This is a genomic window from Candidatus Bathyarchaeota archaeon, from assembly GCA_026014685.1.
In the GTDB taxonomy this organism is placed as follows: Archaea; Thermoproteota; Bathyarchaeia; order Bathyarchaeales; family Bathycorpusculaceae; genus Bathycorpusculum.
Genome location: JAOZHW010000008.1, coordinates 114,580 through 133,672 on the forward strand (window position 1 = coordinate 114,580; position 19,093 = coordinate 133,672).

A 19,093-nucleotide genomic window follows, 5' to 3' on the forward strand; every position below is an offset into this window, starting at 1 on the left:
TTTCACCTTCTTTACTCGTATCTCAATGCCACTACGGGCTTGAGCTTAGATGCCTTCCAAGCGGGATACAAGGCAAAGATAACACTAACACCAACGCCGAAACCAAACGCACCTAAGAGTACCATAGGACTAAGGACAGGCGTTATAGTGAATCCACCGCTTGAACCAAGCATACCTGACCCTAAGATGTTGGCAACGACAACGGCTAAGCCAAAGCCAGCGGCTATACCGATGACGGCACCCATGACGCCGATGATTGCGGATTCGCCAAGGAAAATCGACAGCACAGTTCGGCTCTTCATGCCTAATGCTTTGAGAATGCCTATTTCGCGGGTACGTTCAATCATCGAGACAATCATGATATTCATTATGCCAATGCCAGCAACCAGTAGCGAGATGCCTGCGATGCCGACGAGGAACAATTGTATGGTGCTAAAGATTGAAGTCATCATGCTAAGCATTGACGTGGAGGACATGACGGAAACGTCAGAACCGTAGTAGTCTTTGATAGCCTCAGTCACCGCATCGATGGTTGCCTCGGTGCTGTCGGACAGTTTAACCACTATCATACTGCATTTTGTGGACCCAAAGAAGTCTTGAGCTGACTCTATGGGTATGTAAACGCCTGAATCAGAGGGCCCTGAGAGGCTTAAGCCGCCGATCTCTGCAAGCACACCGGAAACGGTTACCGTCATAGTCTCGTTTTTAGGCGGATAAGTTGTGGAGTTAGTCCATGTGATGTTAATCTTGTCGCCAGCACCGAAGTAGCTGGTTCCGTTGTCGTCTGGATCAACTACCCTTTCACCTACAATAACTTCGTCTTTATCTGGGTTGGTGGGTATGCTGCCGTCTTGTGTTATAAACGTGGAGCTATAGATTTGTTCATAAACTCCAAAATCAACCGCGTACAGTGTCACAGACGAATTGAGGTCATCACTTTGGACATACCCAGTGCGACTTATGACTCCTGCGGTCAGTTCAATGTCGGTAGATAAGGAGCTAATTATTTCTGTATCGTTAACGTAGAGTGCAAACCCTGAATCATCACTAGAAGCAGCAGCTCCGCCAAACCCTGAACCGCGACTTTGAGACCCGCTGTTGCTCATAAACCCTGCGAGGCCACCACTTCCAGCAGTCACAACTAAGGTGTCAGCGGACAAACCCTCGTTTAACTGGCTGGTTAGCGATGCCTCCAATCCAGAGGTGATGGATAGCAAAGCCACAATAGCAGCGATACCTATCACTACACCTAAAGTTGTCAATCCCGCCCTAAGCTTACGAAGCTTAATGGCATTAAAAGAATAACCGAAAACATCCAGTCTTCTCATCTTAATTCACCACTTCCTCAGCTATTTTACCATCAAACATTTTGATGGTTCTTTTAGCCTCATAAGCGAGCTTCTCATCGTGCGTGACCATGATTATGCTGACTTTTTTTTTCAACGTTTAACATGTGGATTAAATCCAGCAAATCCCGCGCCGTCTTGGAGTCCACGTTGCCAGTCGGCTCATCTAAGAGAAGAAACGCTGGATCGTTAGCTAACGCACGTGCAATTGCTACACGCTGTTGCTGCCCACCGCTTAATTCAGCAGGTTTATGCTTCATTCGTTCTTTGAGACCTACAGTTTCAAGTAGCTCGATTGCCCGTCGGCGTCTCCTCCGGGGACCTACGTTAGCTATTGACATTGATAACTCGACGTTGTCGCGGGCGCTTAATCTTGGAATTAGGTTGAAGAATTGGAAAACAAACCCTATTTTAAGTCGCAGTTCTGAAAGTTGATTATCATTGAGTTTTGCGACGTCTAAGCCATCGATCAAAAGCCTGCCAGACGTCGGTTTATCTAATGCTCCGATAAGATTGAGCATTGTTGACTTGCCGCTTCCAGACGGCCCCAGAATTGAAACGAATTCGCCGGCGGCGACAGTGAGGTTTACCCCTCGGAGGGCTTCGACCGGCACTTTTCCAAGCATATAGGTTTTCTTCAAATCTATAGCTTCAACTATTGCTACCATGTGTTTTACCTCATTTTTTCTAATATATTTGATAGCAATATATTGTGGTGGCTTAAAAGGCGGACTCATTCCGAGGGAGTTAAAACAGCAGAGCAAATTCTAAGTAAAATAGCGTGCAAAAGCAAACATGATTGGGTAATGATGGAAACCAAGAAGAGACCGTATGATAAAGGGGAGTTGCCTTGGGCAGGATTTGGGTTTTGGGTTCGGTCTCTTCTTGATAATCCATGGTTGATAGCTACTATTTTGGAAACATAAAAAGCGAACTCACCGCGGGGGAGCACCAAAAACAGGTAATCAAGTTCTAAGACCTAAACGGGGAAATTTAAGTTGCCCAACGTACTTCATTATCCATTGAACAAAATCATCGTAGGCTTTAGAACCTTCTTTAGTTAAACTCACAAGGCCATCCTCATCAACTGTAACGAACCCTTTTTCAGACATCCAAGCTAAATACTTCACTAACTTATCATAGGCGAGTCCCGTGGAGGTAGCGAGGGCAGTTTTATTCATCTTGTTTTTCTCTTTCAACGCCTTAATTATTCTGGCGATGACGTAAAGATCTGGCTTAGAACTCAGCTCTCCTAAGCTCAACGCTAAACCACCGCAACTCCCAAAGTAGATTATCCAAAGCCCTAATCTGCCTATATCGCCTCGAAAAGTCTTTTCTCAAAAGTAGATAAACAACCAAAAATGAAACCAACCATAAAAGTGGGGGTCCGCCAAAAAAAGCCTCACGCAAAACAAGGAAAGACACAACGTTACCCACAAGACCTACCGCGAATATTGTGATAATCCAATAAGCGAAAATTTTCATAAAACTGTAGATAGCATAGCCGACTCGCCCGGATGAAATTTCGTCAAAAGTTTTATCCCAATCGAGTTCCGTCAAAATTTTTATAGCCGACGGAAAACCACCTGAAAGCTCAGCTTTCCATTCACCAGTCTTGATCGAGTTTACTTTTTTTCTAATGTAGAAAACACCCGCTGCGATCCCGCCGATTGGGATAAGCAGAGATAAAAACGCTCCCAGCAAAATATGCGGCCTATCAAGCGGAATGACTAGATTTATGAAGCCTATAGATGCTGCAACCGCAAAAAAAATTATGATTGAGCCCCCCACAATCAGGGCAAATTTCTTCAAAGAAGCAGAAAGCGCGTTGTATTTTTTAACTTGGTCTAGAGTCTCCATTAAGTCAGCTACTTTTGTGACGACGTTTTCTTCTGTTAACTGCATGGTTTGAGCGGTTTTTTCTCCCATACGTTACATCGGAGGCTCCAGCCGATGGCTTGTGACTGCATTAAGGTAAAGTTAGGTGATATAAATGGAACTCACTCCGAATGAGGCATAATCACTGTTATTCTTTCGCCACTATTAGGGCTTTCTTAAGGTGTCTGTCTGCTGCAACCAAAAGCTCATTTAGAAAAAGCTGACAAAACAGTTCTCTATTGAGAACCTGAAATATTAATAAGGGCTGAGTCCGCAACTACCCCTATGCCTAAACCCCAAAAAACGCAGCCCAAACAGAAAACAAAACCAAAAGCCAAACCTGAAAACCAAACCCCCAGCTTCACAGCTAAAAAATCCTACTGGGTTATGCTGACGGCTGTGTTTGTTGTGGTTTCCGCAGTTTTTGGGGTTACCCTGAATTTGGGTTTAGAAAAGACGGTGGTGTTGGCGGCGACGTTTGCGGTGATTATTGGCGTTATAGGCTTTATCCGCACCAGCCCCTCTGTTTTGTCGATTAGCAAGCGGATGACGGTTATCTTTGTAGGTGCCTCGTTCATCGGTTTCGGCATATGGGCGGTGACGGCTTTGGTGTTTATGCCCCAGATGGTTGCATTGGACATCTTCTTCGTGGTTTCAAGTTTGGCGGTTTGCTTAGCCTTTGGAGCCTTGATTGGAGATTTGCTTGGCAGAGTTCGCAGAGTACAACAGCGACTTTTCCCCCAGAACCTTTAAGAAGGAAAACCCTTTGCATGTTTTAAGCATCTAAGGACAGACCCCAATGAAAATTGGCATAATGACACGGAACCCTGAAGCTTGGAGCAGTAGCCAAGTCCGCGAAGCACTCACAAACCGCGGCATCGCCTATGAATGTTTTACTTTTCCTCGACTAGTTGCACGGCTGGCGTATCGACCTTACTTCAAAGTTAACGAAATAAGCATCCTAGACGATTTGGATGCGCTCATCATTCGCCCCATCGGACGCGGCAGCCTCGAAGAGCTAGTGTTCCGCATGGACATGCTCTACAAGCTTGAACGCAAAGGCTTCTACATGGTAAACCCCCCCACAGCGATTGAGCATTGCGTCGACAAATACGACATCCTCGCACTTTTGGAAGATGTAGGCGTCCCCGTCCCCCGAACGTTGGCAACTGAAAGCGTTAATGAAGCCCTAAAAGCCTTCCATGAACTCGGCGGCGACGTCGTCGTCAAACCCATCTTCGGCAGCCGCGGACAAGGAGCCACACGCGTCAACGACATAGACATAGCCGACACGATATTCAAAGCCATAACCTTCCATCACGGCGTCATATACATGCAGGAATTCGTTGACCATGGCTTTAGCGACATCCGTGCCTTCGTCTTGGGCGACCAAGTTATCGCTTCGATGCGGCGCATTGCGACGGGGTGGAAGACCAATTATAGCCGAGGCGCCAAACCTGCGCCGACAGAGATAAGCGACGAATTCAAAGAACTCGCAGTTAAAGCCGCTAAAGCGGTGGGTTGCAAAGTTGCAGGCGTAGACATTCTCGAAGGGCCAAAAGGGCCCTGCATCGTGGACGTGAATAGTCAACCAGGCTGGAAAGGGCTACAGGTCGTATCGAAAGTCAACATTGCAGATGAAATCGTCAAGTTCGTGTTGTCTGAACTCAAAAAGTAGTGGCCATCATGGCTGTGTAGGGGTCGTCAGCGTGCTCTGGAAAAGCCGCCTCACTTTGCCCTTTAGCTATAATACGGTCTTTGTATTCGGTGAATTGCCCGATAAAGTAGCCCCTAAGCCCCAACCCTTCAAGAGTCTGTAACGCCGCTCTTTTTGCTTTGGGTTCTACCGCAGCCAAAATCGTCCCAGTCGAAGACATAGCCAACAATTGCGCGTCACTTAAATCAAAATGCCTCTGCAACACCAAAGCTTCCGGTTGTATGGCAATTTTGTTCCAGTCCACTTCGAAACCGAGTTTTGAAGCCCCCGCAAGCTCGTTTAGCGCCGCAACAAACCCGCCCTCCGTCGCATCATGCATGGCATGCACCCCCTCAACCTCTGCAAGTGACAAGGCTTCTTTTACGCAGCTCTGCATAGATACAAGTTCGCTGTATTCCGCGGGGTTTTTGGAGCTGAAAAGGTTTTGGGCCGCTTCTTTGTGGGCAAGCGCGAAGTTTGTGACTGTTTCCAGTCCAAGCGGCTTGGTGCACAGAATCAGATCACCTGCTTTTGCGTCGCCCGAGGTTATCAACCGCGCGGGTTTGACTGTGCCGTAGACGGTGCAGACTCCGACGAGATCGTTTAAGCTGTCGTACATACCTGTGTGGCCACGCACTATGGCTATGTCAAGTTCGTCAGCGGCTTGGCAGGTTTGCTGCATGGCACGTTGGAAACGGACGGGGTCGGTGGGGCGGGGTCCAAGCAGGGTAACGGTGCAGAATTCGGGTTTGGCGCCTGAGAGTGCGACGTCGGAGGCGGCGTAGTTGATGAGTAACCAACCGAACCATTCCTCAGGCACACCCGTGCAGGGGTCTGCAGCAACGACGAGGTACTGGTCGCCTATGCGGTGAACTCCCGCGTCGTAGCCGATTAACGGCGGAACAACTACGCGTTCGTCGGGTTTTATGCACTGTAACAGTGCCTTTAGTTTTTCTCCAGACAGCTTCACGCCAAATGCGCTCCTCTACAGGTATGCCTTTAACACTTTAGTTTTCTGCAACAGGAAGAGTATAAATCCGCTTACAGCCAACTCAGGCAAGAGGTAGCTGCCGTTATAGACGGATGAGTAGATGATTGGGTCTATGCCGGGGGCGTAGATGGGTGCCCAATAGATTACACCCGAAGTGAAGTGCATCACAAACCGCAACCCGATCCCAACTGCCGCGCCCACGACAGGCCACTTCTGAAAGAAACCCGCTAACCCCAACACGCCAAACGCCAAGGGGTAATCGAGCAGGACTTGGATGGGGTCGATTGCATAGGGCAATAGCATGAATTGTATGCCACCATAGATTGTACCCGTGACCACTCCAACTATTGGGCCTCGTCTGAGTGAGAGCCACAAAATCGGCACCATCGACGCCAACGTGATTGAGCCGCCTTGAGGCATGACGTAGATGACTATGGTGCTCAACGCGGTTGCCAACGCGGTGAAGATGGCGATTTCAGCTAAAACACGTGGGTTTCTAAAGGACTGATAATATTTACTGTTTTGTTTTATAGAGTCTAGATGGTTGTTTGTTTTCACTTAAGGTTTCCCTCCGCCAGTATTACCTGGTTCAGGTTCACAGGGTCGACGCCGCTTTAGGCATCCTCTCAGCCGGGTCTTTCCCAGCTCCCCAAGAACAAAAATCTAAACCTACACGCGAAATATTAGTTTTACCATTCCAACCCAGATCAATGCGGGGGATTACTTGGGCAGGGGCTTGACCAGCACCACCATCAAGTCCTGTGTAACCGTTGACACCTTAATTTCTAACCCCAAATCCGAATAAACCGCGCCGACCACTGCGGGAAAAGACCGTGTCTGCTCCAAGTTCTTGGCCACATAGAACAGGCCTGACTCATCAGAAGGAGACATACGGTAGCTGAAAACATACGAGTCTCCATTGTGCTGATATGTCTGTGAGGTGCCAGGAACCAGACTCAAAGTGGTGTATTGAGAGTCTGAACCGTTTGAGCTTTGAAAGAAGGAGGATATGGCTGGTGCCTGCCAAACCAAAACCACGACGCCTACCGCAATCAGAAAGCCGATTATTAGGAGTTCGTAGAGTAAGGTTTTCTTCTTAGAATTAAAGTTGAATGATAAAGTCCGCGGCATTGGTGTTCTATTTTGTTAAGGCGGCAAACCTAAAAAACCTGTTCTCCAACACAAGAGATCGATTGTTCTCAGAATTGGTAAGTTGATTTCGGTTTTTTAGGTAAATCCTGCTTTTTCGTCCAGCCACACCAGCCACTTTGGCTTGTTGAAACCATTACGTTTGCCAACCCAATAACCCCAAACTGCACCAATCGCAGGAGCAACAAATATCATAAAAACAGCATACTCAGCAGAAAAAAAATACCGTAAAAGATTTCTAGCAAAAGTAACCAGAATCAAAAGTACCCCAAAAAAGGACAAAACGAAACCCAGCCATGCGCCGCCCAATGGGTAAGCAATACGCATGCGCTTCTTCATCCGCTCGGAGCCTGGAGCAGGCGGATTAACCATCATCATGTATCCAAAATACGACATCGGCAACCCCATGGCACAGCTAATACAAGCTTGAATAAGCCGCGTGTAATCAACTGTACCCAAAAAATAGAATACGACAACACTTGCCAAAAGTACAATTTGGCCCATTGCCAAAAGAAACCAGTAAATTTTTTGGGCTCTCCGTTTTCGAGCTAAGTCTGATTCTGCAGGGAAATTGTAGAGAACCGAATAAGCCACTTTTCCCTTATCGGTTAGCTCATATTGACCAGTGTCGTTTTTTGCGATGAGGTCGCCTAGAACTTTTATGTGATAGTTGAGGAGTCCTGTGCTTCCTGTTTCTGAGGCTTCCAGTAGTTCAGTGTAGCTGACTCTTCCTTTGTGTTGAAGAATCTTGATTATTTTTTGTCTGTTCTCGTCTTTTAGGATCTTGTAGAGAGAGGAAAGCCCAGCGCTCATAAAAATAAAACTGTGTTCTTATAATTTAGGGTTTTTTGACTGCGAAAATAGTCAAACTACAAACAATGTTTTACGAAAGATAAACGCAGAAAAATTCGTTGAAATTAGCAGCTGAAAAAAGTAAGATATCGAAAAAGTTCATGACATAGTTACAAAAAATCATCACAAGCCAGAATTGTATCGAGCAGTAAGAGAGCCTATAGAGAATATATCGGGCAACCCTAAAAACCGCTCCAACCATAACTCAACTGGAGACAGCAAACAATGTGTAACTTGGCATTGGTAGTGAACCGCGGCGACACGTTTCCCAAGCTGGACGTGAAACCGAAGAAAGAAAACAGTTCCTGCTCGTTGGAACTGATAGTGGAGCAGTTAAGTGAGGTGCCCGCAGCATGTACAAAACGATAGTTATAGACTGCCAAAACATAGTCGCTGAAGTTTCCTGCAGCGATTGCTTGGTTTTCAAAAAATGTGAATTGACAAAACAAAAACCAGAACCCCCCAAATAAGCCACAAAGCACCCTTTATCTATCGATGCAGTCAGCCGCGACGCTAAATTATAAAGCCAACTTCAGCATTGACCATACCAACAAGGAGATCAGTCATGAAGCAGTTTCTCTTAACTCCCCAAGCGGGCAAACGCCTCATCGCCAAAACCATAGCCACCCACCCAGTCGTCAGAAAAGCCATCCGAAACGGCACCGTCGTCATCGTGGCGGGAACCACCAACGGCTACGTAGCTGAAGAAATCCTTAAAACCCACAACATAGAAGGCGACTTTTCCCGCAGGCACTTCTTTCGTGGTGTCACGTTACCGCCGAACATGCCTGTCACCAAAGAGGGCAGACTCTTAGATGAAAGTCGATTCCCCGGCGACGTAGTCATTGTCAGGGGCGTCTGGCAGAAGGGCAAAACCATCGCTGACGTAGTTGACGACCTAAAAGAAGGCGACGTTATCCTAAAAGGCGCCAACGCGCTGGATTTAGAGCGCAAGCAGGCGGCGGTGTTGATTGGTCACCCCAAAGCAGGCACAATCGGCTTAGCTTTACCTGCAATCGTGGGACGCAGAGTCAGGCTTATCGTTCCAGTCGGGTTAGAAAAGCGGATTTGCGGCGACTTGGATGACTTATCCGCCAAACTCAACAGGCCATGTGCAGACGGATACCGAATGCTGCCGTTGCCGGGAGAGGTTTTCACTGAAATCGAAGCCTTAGAAGCCTTGACCGCTGCAAACGTTGAGTTGATTGCGGCTGGAGGTGTATGCGGCGCAGAAGGTTCAGTTTGGCTGGCTGTGAGTGGGGAGCCTGAACAGGAAGAGTTTGCGGCCCAAGTCATCGCTTCGGTATCGGCTGAACCGCCATTCACCACCGAGTTTCTCTAACTCTTTTCTTCTCCATGAATCATGCTGTGTGCGCTTTCCATTTTGCCTTTGCTGCTTTGTCCACGCCACTGAGAAGCCATATCCACCATGTGAGACATGTTTTCTTTAATCAAATCCATCGCGGCAGGGTTGATTTCGAGTTCCATGGTGAGTTTGACTTTGCCGCTTTTCTCGGCTGTCTCCATTGATTCACCTCCTAAAGAACGCAGAATTTAGCTACCTATGTGGTGGCGGGTGCTGGTTTAAACGTGAGTGGCTGTTCAGATGCAACAACAAGAAGAAGCGACGCCAAGTTTGCTGCTCTGCGGTGACTAGACCCCCATTATTTAGTGGCGCATACGAATCCGTATCCGCAAATACGGGAATCACGCGACGTCTCACAGTGTACCTCCCCTCCCTTATATAAAGGCGGATTGGTTTGTGGTCCTAAAGTGTAGGCGGTTTTATTGGTTCCAGTGTTTGGCTAACGCGTCAAGTGCGCTGTCGAAGAGGTAATCGTCTGGCACCACATCGACTTTCACTTTGAGTTCTCTGAGAGCTTGGGCTGTGGTGGGTCCGATGGCGACGACTGTAACTTTCTCGGCGAGGATACTGCGCAGTTCCTCCATTGGGGCTTTTTCTGTTAGCATCTTGAAGATGTTTTTGGCGCTTAACCCGCTGCCGAACAGAACTGCGTTTATGCGTCCGCTGGTCAAGTCGTCGTAGAATTTGGTTTTTAGTGCTTCATCCACAGGTAAGCCTGACTCGTACACGTAGATTTCCTCCACATCCGCGCCCATTTGCCTCAGTTGGTTGGTCAATGTTGGGGTTGCGTTGCTGGTTCTGGGGATGCGGATTTTTTTGCCCGCAACGTTTCGGTCTTGGAACGCTTCGAGTAAGCCTTCGCTGCTGTACTTCTGCGGAACCAAATCTACCCGCACGCCTGCGTCTTTTAGGGCTTCAGCGGTTTTTGGTCCAACACCGATGACAAAGGACTTCGCTAAGCCCTCGCAAAGTTTGCGGTTTTGTCCAACCTCTTGGGCTGATTCGAAGAGGTATTTGACGCCGTTGGTGCTCATCAAAATCACGTAGTCCACTGTGCCTGCTTGGAGTTCTGCGATGAATTTCTTCATGGGTTCGGGGTTGCTGAGCGGTTTGATTTCTATGGCGGGGATGTAGTAGGGTACACCGCCTTTTGCCCGAATCAGCGCGCCTGCTTCTTCTGCTTGTCCAGTGGGGCGGGTGATGGCTACGACGCGGCCTTTTAGAGGGGTTGTTTGAACCATGCGAGTTTCCTGCCTAAGGTTGCGACTTCTCCGATGAGGATGACTGAGGGCGGCTTGATTTGCTGCTTTTGGGCTTCTGCGACGATTGTGCCTAATGTGGCTATGAGTGTGCGTTGCTGGGGGAGAGTGCCTGATTCAATCATGGCGACGGGTTTCTGTGGGTTAATGCCGCCTGCCAGCAGTTTGCTGACGATGCCCTCTAAGGATTCGACGCCCATCAAGATGACCATGGTGTCGACGGCGTTGGCGATTTTTACCCAGTCTACGGGTTTTTCTGCGTCGCCCGCTCGGTGCCCCGTGATAATGGCGACTGAAGCTGCATAGTCACGATGAGTTAAGGGAATGCCTGCATACATTGGAGCCGCAACGGAGGAACTAACACCTGGCACGATTTCGAATTCGATACCTTCCGCCACTAGCGCTTCGGCTTCTTCGCCTCCTCTGCCGAAGATGAAGGGGTCGCCGCCTTTGAGCCGCACCACTTTGCCGCCTTCTTTGGCTTTCTCGATTATGATGTTTGTGATTTGGTCTTGTGGTACCTCATGGAGACCTGTGCGTTTGCCTACAAAAATCCGCTCAGCTTTTTGAGGTGCCATGTTGAGCACTTCTTCGCTGACGCCTAAACGGTCATAGATGACTACGTCGGCTTGTTTGAGTACTTCAACAGCTTTAACCGTGAGCAGTTTGGGGTCGCCTGGACCAGCACCGACGAGGAAGACTTTACCATACACCATATTTTTCTCTCCATTCCTTCTCGAAGTCTTTTGCACCCTGAGCTATGAGGTCTTCGCCGACTTTTGCTCCGAGTTTCTCAGCCTCTGCGAGGGTGCCTTTTGCTGATGCACTGATTTTTTTGCGGTCGTTTAGCGAGAAGATGCTGCCGTAAAGCGTGAGGTTGTCGCCGTCTGCTTTGGCAACTGCGCCGATGGGAACACGGCAACCGCCCTCCAACTTCAAAACGAGGCTACGCTCCGCGGTAATCTCAGCCCGTGCCGCCTTGTCCTCGACAGACTGCAGAATTTTGATGACTTCGCTGTTGCCTTCTTTTGTGACCACTGCAATCGCGCCTTGCCCTGCAGCTGAAGGGAACTGGTCGAGTGAGAGGCGTTCGGTCATTTCGCCAGTTATATCCATGCGTTCTAGACCTGCTTCGGCGAGAACTATTCCTGCGAGTTCGCCTCTGCGCACCTTGCCGATTCGGGTGTCGATGTTGCCGCGGATGGGTTCCACTTGAAGGTCAGGGCGGAGGTATTTGATTTCTGCTAGGCGTCGGAGGCTGCCTGTTCCGACAACCGCGCCTTTGGGTAATTCGGCAAGTTTTATTTGGTTCTTGGATATGAAAACGTCACAGGGCGAATCCCTCTTTGGAATAGCTGCTAAAACGGTGCCTGCTTGCTGCTCCACGATGGGTACGTCTTTGAGGCTGTGAACGGCTAAATCGACTTCTCCGCTGACGACTTGCTGATCGATTTCTTTCTCAAAGATGCCTTTGCAGTCGATGCTGAACAGGGGTTTGCCGTGTTCTTTGTCGCCGATGGTGTGGATGATTTTCACTTCGAAATCAACATCTGGGTTTTTGGCTTTTATCCACTCCAAGGTGCGGTTTGTCTGTGCAAGGGCGAGTTTGCTGCCTCGGGTGCCGACTGTTAGCTTCATGGGGTTTTCCTCGTTTTCGCAGCCGCAAAAAGCGCTTTGTCGAAGGCGTTTATGGTTGATTTGAGGTCGTCTTCGGTGTGGGCGGCGGATAGGAAGCAGGTCTCGTACTGTGATGGCGGAATAAACACGCCCTCCTTAAGCAAAGTTTGGAAGTAAGCGTTGAACATGGCGGGGTCGCTGTGTTTGGCGCAGGCGTAGTCGGTTACGGTGTCTTTGGTGAAGAAGATTTGGTAGAGTGAGGCGATGCTGTAGACCTGTGCGGGGAGCTTGTGTTGGGTGGATAGGTCGGTTAGGGCTGCTTTGAGTGTGGCGGCGTGTTTTTCGAGTTTGGGATAGATTTGGTTTTTGTTCTTGTTTAGGTAAGTGAGAATTGCCATTCCTGCTGTTGCTGAGATGGGGTTGCCGCTGAAAGTGCCTGCTTGGTAGACTTTGCCGACTGGAGAGATGTTTTGCATGATTTCTTTTTTGCCGCCAAACGCCGCCAACGGGAACCCGCCGCCCAAAACTTTGCCCAATGTGGTCATGTCGGGTTTAACGCCGAAGTACTCCTGTGCCCCGCCCAAGGCCAATCTGAACCCTGTGATGATTTCATCAAAAATCAAAACCGCACCGTTTTTAGCGGTGATTTTTCTTAGACTTTGCAGGTAATTTTTTTTGGGCAAAATTAAGCCGACGTTGCCCATTACTGGTTCTACGATAACTGCAGCGATCTGGTTTCCTTCACTCTTAAACGTCGCCTCTAAGGCTTCCACGTCGTTGTAGGGCAAAACAATCGTGTTTTGGGTGGTTTCTTCGGGAACTCCAAGCGAGTTCGGAGCCCCAAAAGTCGCAGCACCTGACCCTGCCTTAACCAAGACGTTGTCGTGGCTGCCGTGGAAGCATCCGTCGAATTTGATGAGTTTTTTGCGGTTTGTGTATCCGCGTGCGGCTCGGACGGCGTGCATGGTGGCTTCGGTGCCTGTGCTGACTAGGCGCATCATTTCCATGCAGGGCGAGGCTTTGCTGATTTGCTCGGCAAATTGGACTTCCAACTCGGTTGGTGCACCGTAGAGTGTGCCTTTTGACAGTTGCGTTTTAACTGCGTCTAGGATTTCTGGGTGTGCATGACCTAACAGCAATGCGCCGTACGCCATGCAGTAGTCTATATATTTTTTGCCGTCGGCGTCGTAGAGTTTAGAGCCCTGAGCGCACTCGACAAAGAAGGGGTATGGTTCGAAGGCGCGAACGGGGCTGTTTACGCCGCCAGGCAGGGTTTTTTTAGCTCGCTCAAAGAGCGTTTTAGATTTGGATTCGGTCAAGGTTGGGTCAACCATGTTTTTGCGTCTTTAGCGTGGTAAGTGATGATGAGGTCTGCGCCTGCGCGTTTCATGCTGGTGAGGATTTCACGGATGATGGTTTTTTCGTCTATCCAGCCGTTGGCTGCGGCGGCTTTTATCATGCTGTATTCGCCGCTGACGTTGTAGGCCACGATAGGCACGTTAAAATTAGCCTTCGCCAACGCGATGATGTCGAGGTAAGCCAAGGCGGGTTTAACCATAATCATATCAGCGCCTTCGGCGATGTCAAGCTCCATCTCACGCAGCGCTTCCTGAGGGCTGCTCGGGCTCATCTGGTAGCTGCGACGGTTCCCGAATTTAGGTGTGGATTCAGCTGCTTCGCGGAATGGTCCATAGAAACCTGAGGCATACTTCGCCGCGTAAGCCATGATTGGGATTTGGTCGTAACCTGCTTCGTCAAGGGCTTCTCGGATTGCAGCGATTTGACCATCCATCATTGCAGATGGCGCCACGATGTCCACGCCTGCCTCGGCATAGCTCACTGCGATTCTGCCCAAAAGCTCCAGCGTGGGGTCATTTTGGACTTCACCGTCTTTGACGACACCGCAATGTCCATGGCTCATGTACTCACAGAGACAAACGTCACCGATGACGACTAGTTCGTCTCCGCAGGCCTTTTTTAGTTCGCGGATGGCTTTTTGGACGATGCCGTCTTTGGCGTAGGCGCTGGTGCCTTCTTCGTCTTTTTTAGCTGGGATACCGAAGAGCAGCACACCTTTGACGCCTTGAGCTTGGGCAGCTTTGCCTTCGGCGGTGACCTGAGAAAGCGGCAACCGCGCGTAGCCAGGCATAGAGCTGATGGGTGCGGGTTTTTTGATGCCTTCTTCTACGAAGATTGGGTAGATTAGGTTGCTTGGGTGGAGGTGGATTTGGTTTAGCATTTCACGCATCGCTTGGGTTCTGCGTAGTCGTCTCATTCGTACGGTTGGAAAACTCATGTTTGGTTGGCTCCTTTTTCTATTAATTGGATTGCGAGTTCTTCTGCCTCTGCAGTTTTGCCTTCAGAGAGGGCTTTTTTTATGCCTTCGCTGTTGAGTATTTCGTAGAGTATTTTGCTTCTTTCTTTTTGGTCCAAAACTTTGCCCTTCAAGGCGGCGCGGGCTTTCTCTTGCAGCTGAATCGCCAAAAGGTCCTGGGGTGTAACCATTTTTTCAACCCGTTCCCGCAGCACATGAGCCATAGCGGGGCTTTTGCCGCCCGTGGAAACTGCGATCTTCACGTCTCCCACATGCGCCACCGCAGGCAAAATGAAGTCGTTTAACTCGGGGTTATCTATTGCGTAAACTATGCAGCCGTAATTTTTGGCGGCTTTGACCAGTTCAAGGTTGAGGGCAGGGTTGTTTGTGGCTGCCAAGAGCACATACGGTTTGGGGCTGAGGCTGTCTACGAAAACCTGTGCGTCTTTGATGCCTGTTTTGAGCAGGGCAACCCGTTTTTCTTCGCCTAGCTTTTGAAGTTCACTTGTAAAGTCTCGGCTTATCACCCAAATCTTCGCTTCCGACTCTAAGAAACTCTGGATTTTTCGGGTTGCTTCTACGCCTCCGCCGATTACCATGACGGTTTTGCCAGTGAGTCTGAGGTCGATTAACACGTTTGTTGGTTGCCACCTTGTGAAGCGTTATGGCTGTAGTGGGTTATGAGGTTTTTGAATTTGGCAGTTAGGGCGTTGTAGTCGATTTTGGCGGGTTTGGGGGGTGCAGCGACTTTTGTGATGAGGTCTATGTTGAGGTTTTTTTCGGCTGCGGCTATGGCTTGGGCGCAGAAGTCTTCGTAGCGGATTTCTATTTCAGGAATCATGCCGCGGTGCTCCAGATTCAACCGTGGAACCATACCCAGTAACTGCACGCCGAGTTTTGCGAACGCCTGCTGCATCATGGAGACGGTTTCTTTAGTCATGTAGCTAACATGCAGCTTGTTTAATATGACGCCTGTCGTGTTTACGCCTAAACTCTGCAGCACGACGATGTTGTTTAGGGTGTCTATTAGGGCGCCTTCTAAGCCTTCTTGGTCGCAGGCAACCACCAGAACCGTGGAGGCCCCCAACGCTGCAGCTACCTCGACCGTGGACATGGGGCGCTTGTATTTTTCGTTGAGTAAGCCTGTGAACGCGTTCATGGCGCCTTCGACGAGTAAGAAGTTGTAGTCTTTGCTGGCTTCGCTGATGGCTTGTTCAGGGGGCATCCAGCCGCTTTGCCCCACCGCTATAGAAGAGTATTCCCTCATTGGTTCTTTGATTAGGTAGAGGGATGGGACGGCATCTCGTATGTCTCCGCCGACTTTGATTACGCCGACTTTGTAGCCGCGTTTTTTGAGGGCTCCCGCGATGCCTGTTATGACAAAGGTTTTTCCTGAACCGCTGCCCAAAGCGGTAACCAAAAGGAGCTTGGTTTGTTTCTCTTTGATTGAAGGCTGCTGACGTATACCTGTGGATATGCCGACTTCGCCTCTTATGTTCTCTAACAGTTTGGCGTTGGCTGCTTTGACGGCATCAAGGTCAGCTTGGTTCATGTCGAGGGATTGCATGATGCTCTGGGTGATTGTGGGGTTGTTGTCCAATAAGCCGTGGATGAAGACTCCGACTACGTTGCCGCTTTTGTTCGCAACGCCAGAGATGAGGTCTTTACCCTTCCCGAAATAGTTAACCCGTTGAGCATGGGTGATTAGGATGGTTTTGGAATCACTGTGAAGATGGATTTCGCCGTAGGTGTGACAGTGAAAACCAGTGACTTGTTTGCCCACTTCCGACGTTAGAAAGCTTTTGTCTACTACGTCGGCCGTTACGCGGTCAGTGCAGATAAGCGGCTTGAACTCTGCGTCAAGCAACCCTAAGCCTTCACGTTTAACGGGGATGGTTGAGAGGCGTCCGACGTCGGTTTCTTTGGCAAGCACCTGAAACCCTGAACAGATGCCAAGCACGTATTTGCCTGAGTCTGCCATCTTGAGGATTTCGCGGGTTACCGTGGGGTTGACGCTTTGGGATTCGACGAGGCTGCCTCCGGGGATGATTAGCATGTCTAAAACTTCGCTTGCAGGTTTACCGTCTACTTTTGCGTCGCCGCACACCAAGTCCGTGGGCAGGTTTCCGAAGTTTTCGAAGCAGGGAAGTGCACCTGGGAGGTAAATTAAGCCGATTCTGTGGTGGAGAGTCATCCGTGGGCCCCGTCGGGTAGTTTACCGTAAATGTTATATTTAAGCTGGTCGGTTTATCCATCCATGCATTCATCAGCGAAGGTAGACCACGTCCTCAACGTCAGAATCACACACAAAACAGCGCACGTACCGCTGATGGAAGCAGTCGCTTTTAAAGACAAAACCCAAGCCCTCACCGAATTACAGGCAATCGAAGGCGTAGAAGAATGCATCTACCTCCAAACGTGCAACCGCATCGAAGTCTACCTCGTCGCCGAAGAAGCACAAAACACCCTCACAGTTGCCAGCGACCTTCTAGCGAAGAGAGCAGGCGAACAAATGGAGGAAGCAAAAAAAGCCATAGAAACCAGCGTCGACAACGCTGCATTTGAGCATTTACTGCGAGTCACCTCAGGTATGGAATCCATGGTCATAGGCGAAGACCAAATCCTAAACCAAACTTGGGACGCCTACCTCGAAGCTGACAAAGCCAAAACACTCGGCCCCATCCTAAAACACCTCTTCAACCGCGCCGTAATCGTCGGCAGACGCGTCCGCAACGAAACAGGCATCAACAAAGGCGCAGTGTCGATTGGGTCAGCCGCCGTAGAATTAGCAGGCAAACTCCTTGGGAACTTGGAGGACAAAAAAATCTTGGTTATGGGCGCGGGTGAAATGGGCACGTTGGTTGCAAAAGCCCTTGCTCGGCGTTGTTTAAGCCCCATTTTCATCGCCAATCGGACCTACGACCGCGCAGTTAAGCTTGCGCAGGACCTGTCAGGTCAAGCAGTCAAGTTCGACAGGTTCGACGAGGTCATGGTGGACGCTGATGTGGTTATCTGCTCAACCTCAGCACCCCACAACTTACTCACAAAAGAAATCGTCACCCGTTTGATGGCTAAACGTCAAAACGTCAACCCGCTTGTAGTCATCGACATCTCCAACCCCCGCAACGTAGAAAAAACCGTCACCGAAGTCTCAGGCGTCAAACTCTACAACATCGACGACCTGCAAATGATTGCCGAAAAAAACAGGGCTCAGCGGGAGGCAGCCATCGAGAAAGCCGCCGAACTCCTCAAAAAAGAGCTACTTATTTTGGAGGAGGAGATGAAAAGCTTCAGTGTGCGCTTGATAATCTCAGAAATTCTCTCACAAGCTGAAGAAACCCGTCAAAGAGAGCTCGCAACGGCGCTGAATATGCTGGGGGAATTGGATGAACGCCAAAAACGGGTCATTAACGATTTAACGTCCATTCTGCTTAAACAAACTTTTATTCCAATCGTAGAAAACTTGAGGTCAGCCGCCAAAAACGGCGACAAACAAGCCATAGAAACAGCCATAAAATTGTTTGAGAAAACGGAGAAAAAATAACTTGCAAAAACCCACCCACGACAACGTCGGTTTAATCTTAATCGGCCACGGAAGCAAACTGCCACACAACAGAGAAAACCTCGAAAAGCTAGCGCAGATTATGAGGGAACGCTCCAGCTTCAAAACCGTTGAAATCTCTTTTATGGTTCGGAATTCACCGACGATTCCCGAAGCCATAGACACCATCGCCAAGCGGGGCGTCAACAAAATCGTTTTGGTTCCAGCCTTCCTTGCGCCTGGCGTGCATACAACACAAGAAATTCCTGAACTCATCGGCGTCAAAGACAAAGAATCCCAACTCTCACAGCGGGGAATTGAACTTATCTACGGTGAACCCATCGGCGCAGACGAATGCATCGCAGTCATCCTAGAAGAAAAAGCCCTCAAAGCGTTAGGTGAAGATTGGGAACACCACCATGCACCCTTCAAAGCAAACGCCCCCATCGCTTTGCCTGCGGCGTCAACAAAAATTTTTGATAAAAGCATGACCCTTATCCGACCAGAAATCCAAGACGTCCTCGCTAAGGCACCAAAGAATCAGGCAGCCATAATCGAGCGGGTTGTACACACGACTGCTGACCCCGAATTCGCCAAACTGCTCGTCATCAGCGACCAAGCCGTTGACGCAGGCGTCGCCGCGATTCGATCGGGCGCAAAAATCGTCACTGATGTCAAGATGATTAAGGCAGGCATCAACGAATCCCGGGTGCACAGATTCGGGTGCAAAGTCCTCACCTACATCGATGACGCACGCGCCACAAAGATGGCTGCCGAAGAAGGCATCACACGCTCCACTGCCGCCATGCGTCTCGCAGTAGCCGACGGAGCAGACGGAGCCATCTTTTTAATCGGCAACGCACCAACCGCAGCCTTCGAGTTAGCCGAACAAGTCCGAAAGGGCAATGTTAAGCCTGCTTTGATTGTTGCGGTGCCAGTAGGCTACGTTGGTGCAGCGGAATCCAAAGAAGAAATCGCCAAACTCCCAACCCCCCACATAATCACAAAGGGACGCAAGGGCAGCAGCACCATCGCAGTAGCCGTCTTCAACGCTCTGCTTGCCATGGCTGAAGCTCAACAGTAA

Annotated in this window: 21 protein-coding genes and 1 riboswitch; of the genes, 5 read left to right on the top strand and 16 right to left on the bottom strand. The window is 49.5% G+C overall.

Features of this window, described 5'->3' with window-relative positions; translation table 11 throughout:
* Positions 1-11: 11 nt before the first annotated feature.
* The 4 genes from NWE96_07855 to NWE96_07870 all read right to left on the bottom strand — a co-directional run bounded on the left by NWE96_07855 (position 12) and on the right by NWE96_07870 (position 3,206).
* The gene (locus tag NWE96_07855) at positions 12-1,328 is read right to left on the bottom strand and encodes an ABC transporter permease (GenBank protein MCW3983896.1); all 1,317 of its coding nucleotides are present in this window, start codon (positions 1,326-1,328) and stop codon (positions 12-14) included.
* A 74-nt stretch (positions 1,329-1,402) separates the two neighbouring features.
* Complete coding sequence (locus tag NWE96_07860) at positions 1,403-2,014, bottom strand: ABC transporter ATP-binding protein (GenBank protein ID MCW3983897.1); 612 nt, start codon at positions 2,012-2,014, stop codon at positions 1,403-1,405.
* 297 nt (positions 2,015-2,311) lie between these two features.
* The gene (locus tag NWE96_07865) at positions 2,312-2,608 is read right to left on the bottom strand and encodes a hypothetical protein (GenBank protein MCW3983898.1); all 297 of its coding nucleotides are present in this window, start codon (positions 2,606-2,608) and stop codon (positions 2,312-2,314) included.
* On the bottom strand, positions 2,583-3,206 hold the full coding sequence (locus NWE96_07870; GenBank protein MCW3983899.1) for a hypothetical protein: 624 nt from the start codon (positions 3,204-3,206) through the stop codon (positions 2,583-2,585). Before NWE96_07870 ends, NWE96_07865 begins: the two co-directional genes overlap by 26 nt.
* A gap of 303 nt (positions 3,207-3,509) precedes the next feature.
* Here NWE96_07870 and NWE96_07875 point away from each other — a divergent pair, with 303 nt between their 5' ends.
* Positions 3,510-3,977, top strand: coding sequence for a hypothetical protein (locus NWE96_07875; protein MCW3983900.1), 468 nt, complete (start codon positions 3,510-3,512; stop codon positions 3,975-3,977).
* Between the two features lie 46 nt (positions 3,978-4,023).
* Positions 4,024-4,902, top strand: coding sequence for a RimK family alpha-L-glutamate ligase (locus NWE96_07880; protein MCW3983901.1), 879 nt, complete (start codon positions 4,024-4,026; stop codon positions 4,900-4,902).
* Here the strand turns inward: NWE96_07880 and NWE96_07885 are convergent.
* From NWE96_07885 to NWE96_07900, 4 genes are all read right to left on the bottom strand, one after another.
* Positions 4,892-5,890, bottom strand: coding sequence for an AIR synthase-related protein (locus tag NWE96_07885; protein ID MCW3983902.1), 999 nt, complete (start codon positions 5,888-5,890; stop codon positions 4,892-4,894). The genes NWE96_07880 and NWE96_07885 overlap by 11 nt on opposite strands.
* 15 nt (positions 5,891-5,905) lie before the next feature.
* Positions 5,906-6,469 carry an energy-coupled thiamine transporter ThiT gene (thiT, locus tag NWE96_07890; protein MCW3983903.1) on the bottom strand — a complete coding sequence of 188 codons (564 nt, stop codon included), beginning with the start codon at positions 6,467-6,469 and terminating at the stop codon, positions 5,906-5,908.
* A riboswitch (TPP riboswitch) is annotated at positions 6,463-6,573 on the bottom strand. It overlaps the preceding gene by 7 nt.
* 58 nt (positions 6,574-6,631) lie before the next feature.
* Entirely contained in the window at positions 6,632-7,042 is a 411-nt protein-coding gene (locus NWE96_07895; protein ID MCW3983904.1) for a hypothetical protein, read from the bottom strand.
* A gap of 96 nt (positions 7,043-7,138) precedes the next feature.
* Positions 7,139-7,873, bottom strand: coding sequence for a winged helix-turn-helix domain-containing protein (locus NWE96_07900; protein ID MCW3983905.1), 735 nt, complete (start codon positions 7,871-7,873; stop codon positions 7,139-7,141).
* A 604-nt stretch (positions 7,874-8,477) separates the two neighbouring features.
* Here NWE96_07900 and NWE96_07905 point away from each other — a divergent pair.
* Positions 8,478-9,254 carry a hypothetical protein gene (locus NWE96_07905; GenBank protein ID MCW3983906.1) on the top strand — a complete coding sequence of 259 codons (777 nt, stop codon included), beginning with the start codon at positions 8,478-8,480 and terminating at the stop codon, positions 9,252-9,254.
* Here NWE96_07905 and NWE96_07910 read toward each other — a convergent pair.
* The 8 genes from NWE96_07910 to NWE96_07945 all read right to left on the bottom strand — a co-directional run bounded on the left by NWE96_07910 (position 9,251) and on the right by NWE96_07945 (position 16,662).
* Positions 9,251-9,439, bottom strand: coding sequence for a hypothetical protein (locus tag NWE96_07910; protein ID MCW3983907.1), 189 nt, complete (start codon positions 9,437-9,439; stop codon positions 9,251-9,253). The genes NWE96_07905 and NWE96_07910 overlap by 4 nt on opposite strands.
* Positions 9,440-9,697: 258 nt before the next feature.
* On the bottom strand, positions 9,698-10,519 hold the full coding sequence (locus NWE96_07915; GenBank protein MCW3983908.1) for a uroporphyrinogen-III synthase: 822 nt from the start codon (positions 10,517-10,519) through the stop codon (positions 9,698-9,700).
* A complete protein-coding gene (gene cobA, locus NWE96_07920; GenBank protein ID MCW3983909.1) occupies positions 10,498-11,253 on the bottom strand; it encodes a uroporphyrinogen-III C-methyltransferase in 756 nt (251 codons plus the stop codon). The genes NWE96_07915 and cobA overlap by 22 nt, the downstream gene beginning before the upstream one ends.
* Positions 11,240-12,175 (bottom strand): hydroxymethylbilane synthase, encoded by a 936-nt coding sequence (gene hemC, locus NWE96_07925; GenBank protein ID MCW3983910.1) that lies wholly within the window; start codon positions 12,173-12,175, stop codon positions 11,240-11,242. Before hemC ends, cobA begins: the two co-directional genes overlap by 14 nt.
* Positions 12,172-13,488 carry a glutamate-1-semialdehyde 2,1-aminomutase gene (gene hemL, locus NWE96_07930; GenBank protein ID MCW3983911.1) on the bottom strand — a complete coding sequence of 439 codons (1,317 nt, stop codon included), beginning with the start codon at positions 13,486-13,488 and terminating at the stop codon, positions 12,172-12,174. Before hemL ends, hemC begins: the two co-directional genes overlap by 4 nt.
* Positions 13,470-14,450, bottom strand: a complete 981-nt coding sequence (hemB, locus tag NWE96_07935; protein ID MCW3983912.1) for a porphobilinogen synthase — start codon at positions 14,448-14,450, stop codon at positions 13,470-13,472. The genes hemL and hemB overlap by 19 nt, the downstream gene beginning before the upstream one ends.
* Positions 14,447-15,103, bottom strand: coding sequence for a bifunctional precorrin-2 dehydrogenase/sirohydrochlorin ferrochelatase (locus NWE96_07940; protein MCW3983913.1), 657 nt, complete (start codon positions 15,101-15,103; stop codon positions 14,447-14,449). The genes hemB and NWE96_07940 overlap by 4 nt, the downstream gene beginning before the upstream one ends.
* Complete coding sequence (locus NWE96_07945) at positions 15,097-16,662, bottom strand: AAA family ATPase (protein MCW3983914.1); 1,566 nt, start codon at positions 16,660-16,662, stop codon at positions 15,097-15,099. The genes NWE96_07940 and NWE96_07945 overlap by 7 nt, the downstream gene beginning before the upstream one ends.
* 30 nt (positions 16,663-16,692) lie before the next feature.
* On the opposite strand from NWE96_07945, the gene hemA reads away from it, so the two are divergent.
* On the top strand, positions 16,693-18,012 hold the full coding sequence (gene hemA / locus NWE96_07950) for a glutamyl-tRNA reductase (GenBank protein MCW3983915.1): 1,320 nt from the start codon (positions 16,693-16,695) through the stop codon (positions 18,010-18,012).
* A gap of 1 nt (position 18,013) precedes the next feature.
* Positions 18,014-19,093 (top strand): sirohydrochlorin nickelochelatase, encoded by a 1,080-nt coding sequence (cfbA, locus tag NWE96_07955; GenBank protein MCW3983916.1) that lies wholly within the window; start codon positions 18,014-18,016, stop codon positions 19,091-19,093.